Below are 5,565 nucleotides of genomic sequence, written 5' to 3' on the forward strand. Positions count from 1 at the left end.
TGTGTGGAGCAACGACAGGCGACCCAACATGGTCGCCGCTCAGGAACCCCAAAGCGCGCCAGGGCATCGAACCCGGGAGCTCTGAAGGAAGCACCTTGTCGGATCGGTAAATCGAGCAGGCCCTTGGCCGGGCCGACGCTCGAATCCCTTTCGCTCGCAGTCGGGAGGTCGCAATCACCTTCAACATCCCTGACAACCATTGCTCGCTTGAGGCGGAACGTAGCCTGGCTGACCTGACAACAAACTGACGCGCTATGACAGCTGAGCAGAATCTGAGAGCCGCCGGAGCAGACAGGCGCTCAGACACGCAAAGTTTGTACCTACAAGCCAATGTTTTGTAATGCAGCGGCCATCTGGCCGCTCCGGAGAACCGGAAGTGATAAGCAGCGGATTGTGAGAGAAATGCACCGTCTGTGGTGCAACGATCGCCGAGYGGTACTCGGCTCGCGGTCATCCCTCCTCCTCCCCCTGACGCGCCACTGAATCTGGCTCAACATCCAGCTCACCGATGGCTCGGGCCCGCCCGACTTGTTCTTATGTCGGAAAAGTTTTCGAATCTAAGCCATTAACTCTCAATTATTTTCATTTTCGGCTCTTCCCGACCTTGTTGGRCTCGCCCAGCGAACGTATATCTAAACCGTTAAGTGCTTAAAGTTTTCAAAGACGATCACTTAAGTCGGAATTCTTTTCAAAATGCCGCTGTCTCGAACCCTTAATGGAGCAGGAATGAGCGACTTCCCTGAGTTTGTGCTGTCGACAAAGGAGAATTCCTTAAAAGTCTCGCGTGCTGCAGAGGCAGGGAAGCTGCGCGAGATCGGGAGCCGCCTCTACACGACCCACATGTTCGAAGACCGGACGGCTCTCGTCCGGCGCAACATCTGGAAGATCGTCCCTCTCTATTTCCCAGATGCGATCGTWGCAGATCGAACCRCCCTAGAACAGAAGCCTGCCAGCGACGGCTCTGTGTTCCTGATCGCCAAAACCAAGCGTGATGTCGAATTGCCGGGGTGCGTTATCCGGTCACGCAAGGGGCACGACAGAATAGAGGGCGATTACCCGATGCGCGTGAATCTGTATTGCACGTCACTAGCCCGCACGTTTGTGGAAAACATGATACCGTCTCGCTCAAGAAGCGGGATCGCAAGAACGGCATCGCGTAGCGAGATCGAAACCCATCTTCTCAAGCATTACCGCACTGGTGGCGAGACGGGCATCAATATCTTACGCGATCAGATCAAGAAGGTCGGGAGCGAACTCGGGTTGATCGATGAAGCCAGACAGCTGGGTTCTATGATCGGCGCCCTGATCGCTACGCAAGAAGCCAAACTGTCGGCGCCAGCCGTGCTTGCTCATGTCTCCGGGGAATCCTACGACCTACAACGCATCGATCTGTTCAATAAGGTTTACGACCTTCTCAGAGGCAGGGCGCCCCAAGCTCCACTGCTTTCCACTCTCAGCCCTGAAGGCAAGATCAATCAGGCCTTTTTCGAGGCATACTTCTCCAACTTCATCGAAGGCACAGAATTCGAACTAGATGAGGCCCAAGATATCGTCTTCAATGGAGCTATCCCTAAGGAGCGGCCAGCCGATGCTCATGATATAGTGGGCACGTTCGAAGCTGTCTCAGATCCGAATGACAATGGCCGCGTTCCACATAATTTTGATGACTTCATCGAACTTCTGAAGCAGCGCAACAAGCGGATCATGAATGCGAGGCCGGAGAAATCACCAGGCCAATTCAAGACAAAAGAAAACAGATTTGGGGTGGTTACCTTTGTGAAGCCAGAGGATGTCATCGGCACGCTGAAGGAGGGTTTCAAAATCCATCAACGTCTCGATAGCGCGATGGACAGGGCTATCTTCATGATGTTCTTGGTCGCCGAGGTCCATCCATTCAACGATGGAAATGGCAGAACCGCCCGGATCATGATGAATGCAGAGCTGACGACATCAAAGGAAACGCGGATTATCATTCCGACCGTCTACCGTTCGAACTACCTCGAGGGGCTTCGGATGACAACCAATGCAGGAGACCCCAACGCTCTCATCAGAACGCTCGAATTCGCACAGCGTTACGTTCACGCGATCAATTGGTCAACGCTCCAGAGGGCAACCTCCTTTCTCACAAAAACAAACGCTTTTGTTCGCCCAGAAGTCGGCGACCGAGAAGCGATCAGGCTTCGTCTACCGCGTCCAGAAGATGATGACGGTGATGGTAGCAGAGGTTCCATGTCAGGCGGACCTAAACTCTGACTGTTCTCCTGTCATCCTGYGCGATGACGGTGTGATTTGCCATTGCTCATCCCGCAGCCCGCGAAATCAGACGGCACCATCGAAATCAGCCCACCTGACGACGTACAGAGCGGAGGAAGCGGCAGCAGGCTGGCAAGTTCCTTTGCGGCTTCCAGGTTCATGTTCGCAGCGAAGACGGCGTACTAAGCTTCGCATGTTCGGACGTGAGGCGAGCCGCTCGGTACTTGGCGCCTTTGCCGTCGAGCGGCAAGGGGAAGACCATGCTTTCGAGGAAAGCGAATCCTTTACGCCCTCGCTGGAAAAGATCCTGCTTTATGGGGAACGGTTCTGCTGACAATCTTCGAGCTCCAGTTTCCACATGAGCTTGCGTTGTCCGGAAGCAAGAATCGAATGCCGCAGATGCGCGAATCTAGCGTTGCTGTTTAAGCAAGTAATAGTAGGGTGCGGTTCGGACGCTCCCTTCATTGACGTCGCGAATGTGCCCCCATCGCGATGTTACTCAACTGCATTCCCCCAATATAGGGCGCGGCCAGCAGGGCGACCTGGCTTCCCGAAACGTTCCCCTTCATGGCTGAGGCGATTGCTCCAATGGCATTCCACACCTCCGCCACGGCAACGAGTTTGGTCCCCGTGGAACTGACCMGGAGCCGTGGCTCCTCCTCGGTTGAAGTGGCCAGAATAGACAATAGAATCGTGTCGCCATTCCTTCGGGAATGCCGAGACGGATCTCTTCCTCGGCTGGCGTTGCGCAGGTCGTCCWCCACTCAGGCCGCTGGCCGTCGCCCTGTTCGCGGCGCTCGCGGTTTCCGGATCGCTGGTCAGTGGGAGCTGTGATAGATCAAGACGAGAAGCACCTATTGTGCTTTCCCGTTCTCCGACCAATGCGACACCGACGAGTCGGGGTCTATGTACCGTCCGATGGTTCGCAAGTAGGCGGCGATCTCAGGTAGCAGAAAGTCGCGATCGCCAAATTCTTCGCCTATTCGTTGAAGTTCGTCCTCCGCCGCCGCCATTTCCTCGAGGTCTCCCAGGCAATAGTTGAACTGGCCGACGGCACAGATGTCACAGCCGGCCTTGATTACCCTGTCTACGAAGGCAGGGATATCGCTTGCCTTCATGAGTCGTTCGCCTGCCATCTCGAAGGTCTTTCCTCGCGTGTCTCTCCTRCAATATGGCAATCACCGCGTGCACTCRCAACCTGCGCGATTCCAAAGGTTGCGAGCCRCATCCAGCAGCGAAATTCTTCGCCAGAATCCTTCGATTGCATCTGTCGGATTCTTGCGTATCCTGCGGCCTGCGCATGTGAGCACAGGGTGGCGCCTGGMGCTTAGACTAGCCACCCCTTCAAGAACCAGCGTCGGCATGGCGACCGAAAATGCTGAGGCAAGAGATCGCCATCCAAGAAGGAAATGTACGTCATGGATTCCCATGCCGTTATTGCGTCCCTGCCAGTCGCCGGGGCCGACCGTGCCGTGCTTATCGAGGCCGCCAACGCCGCGTTCGAAAGGGTCATTGGGCGGATTGAGGCTGCCAACGAGGAACTGACTCGCACCCTTTGGGATGCCGAGCGTTATGTCGACAATGAAATCACTGCAGACATGCTGCCGATTTCACGGGACGAGGTCGCGTACCTCATTGACRTGTTCCTGGTGCATCATGTCGTGCAACTGGCGGTCGCCGCGGACAAGGAAGCCGCCGAATCCATGCCTTGACCCTCGCCGGCGGCAGATGCGTCTGCCTGCAGCGACCTGGCCGACGGCCCGATCAATGCCGTAACCTTTGCCGCCACCTCTTCAAGGGTGGCGGTGAGGCGGTTTATCTGCGATGCGGTTGCTGCCAGTTCCGGTCCATAGCGGGTGACGAGATATTCCCGGTTCTGGCTTAGGGATTGGAGATGCTTGGCCGTTTTCGCGCGAAGGCGTAGGCCCGCTGCCAGAGTGTGCTCCGTCCGCGCCGACAGGTCGTGGTGCATTTTCCGGATCTGATTGGGATTGTGCCCACGGTGGAGCAAGAGCGCGGTCAGGTAGAGTTCGATCGCATGGATCGCCGCCAATCTGAACGGCGCCCTGGTAAGCGCCTTGCCGGGCGGCCGAGCTGTAGGAGGAGATTTGCCCCCTTGCGATATTCTTCCGCGAGCTCGTGGACTTGCTGTGCAGATGCCAGCTCACCGGGATATTTGCGTTCTTCGATTGCCATTCGCGCAACATGCGATGCTACGGGGAGGAGTTCGTAAAGGAAAAAGTCGTCTGGTCATTCTCTTCAGGCATAGCGGACCTCCTATGCCCGTGACGCTCTCATGCCGTCACGCTCGATAATAAATTTGATCCTAACTTCAAGAACATCTAGCCGTAGTAGCGCTTCCCAACGGCACCGTCGTAAAGCTAGTGGTACACCATTATGACATCAAAACATGGCGATCGCGACGAGAAACGGCGGCCACCTAAATGTAAAGATCGCGGGAACGCAGCAGGCGATGTGGCAAGCAGACTTATCTACTTCGACGGCTCGAAAGCCGGGGCACCCTCGCCCCACTACTCGGAAGGCGACCGCGCTCCTTTCAGCGTGTCCTGCCACAGCCGCAGGCGCGGTGAGCAGGCCGGAAAAACATTCCCAACCTGAGATTTCCGTCGGTCGAGCGTGGGGCTGCAGAAGCGATTTATCCGGAGTGTTGCCCAGTCAAAGCTGACAATTCGAAACAATTGGGCGGCCAAACACGCAGATATTCGGGAGACAGGCTTAACTCGTGCCTCACTCTTTTCGCCTATCCGGGCCTTCAAAAACTGGAGGGCGAAATGACAGGTCGAGTCGGTGACGGCGAACGGGATGGGGATTCGTCGGGAGACGAAGGCGACTCCGGGGACGGAACCGGCGAAGCGGCCCTCGTTCTCACGCCGAGTTACAGACGCGGGCAGCTTCGGTGCAGAGAAGAGGAGGCGAACGATCGATGGCTAACCAGCCTTGGAACGGCTTCCCAGCTCGGCGTCCTGCCCATTGCAAAACTCTACTCTAAAGTGTTGCGGGAAGCTTCTGTTTAGCATCCGTGGCCGACGAAGGACGACCGGGTGTTCTGTCTCTCGCCAAATGTCGAAGTCGTTGGCTACAACCAATTCGCTACGAATTTGGTAGGCGCCGGTGCYGTGTCMGGGGATCGACACTTCGCCGATCTTGAATACGCGACGCAGCAGTGCCAGCGTTGCCCCGCAACGGYGAGCCCGCCCATCTTCCCATTTGACAAGCCTGTCCGGCTGCGGTTGTGAAGCTGTCGGATCCGGTTGATGCCCCGCCCCTGTATACCGCCCGTTGAACGATCCG

At 56.6% G+C, this 5,565-nt stretch carries 4 protein-coding genes; 3 read left to right on the forward strand and 1 reads right to left on the reverse strand.

Annotation, left to right across the window (positions count from 1 at the left end; all coding sequences use genetic code 11):
• Positions 1–726 precede the first annotated feature (726 nt).
• Positions 727–2,253 carry a Fic family protein gene (locus LCM4576_RS31560; RefSeq protein WP_071036265.1) on the forward strand — a complete coding sequence of 509 codons (1,527 nt, stop codon included), beginning with the start codon at positions 727–729 and terminating at the stop codon, positions 2,251–2,253.
• 193 nt (positions 2,254–2,446) lie between these two features.
• On the forward strand, positions 2,447–2,587 hold the full coding sequence (locus LCM4576_RS36685; protein WP_157900508.1) for a hypothetical protein: 141 nt from the start codon (positions 2,447–2,449) through the stop codon (positions 2,585–2,587).
• Positions 2,588–3,107: 520 nt separating this feature from the next.
• On the opposite strand, the gene LCM4576_RS31570 is transcribed toward LCM4576_RS36685, so the two are convergent.
• On the reverse strand, positions 3,108–3,371 hold the full coding sequence (locus LCM4576_RS31570) for a hypothetical protein (RefSeq protein WP_040973277.1): 264 nt from the start codon (positions 3,369–3,371) through the stop codon (positions 3,108–3,110).
• Positions 3,372–3,671: 300 nt separating this feature from the next.
• Between LCM4576_RS31570 and LCM4576_RS31575 the strand changes: the two genes are divergently transcribed.
• Positions 3,672–3,965 (forward strand): hypothetical protein, encoded by a 294-nt coding sequence (locus LCM4576_RS31575; RefSeq protein WP_131803333.1) that lies wholly within the window; start codon positions 3,672–3,674, stop codon positions 3,963–3,965.
• Positions 3,966–5,565: the final 1,600 nt, after the last annotated feature.

The sequence above is a fragment of the Mesorhizobium sp. LCM 4576 genome (genome assembly GCF_001854815.1).
Lineage (GTDB): Bacteria > Pseudomonadota > Alphaproteobacteria > Rhizobiales > Rhizobiaceae > Mesorhizobium > Mesorhizobium plurifarium.

Bases quoted from the DNA above. Each gene is read 5' to 3' on its own strand.
- LCM4576_RS36685 (WP_157900508.1), top strand. From the start codon at position 2,447: ATGTTCGGACGTGAGGCGAGCCGCTCGGTACTTGGCGCCTTTGCCGTC.
- LCM4576_RS31570 (WP_040973277.1), bottom strand. From the start codon at position 3,371: ATGAAGGCAAGCGATATCCCTGCCTTCGTAGACAGGGTAATCAAGGCC.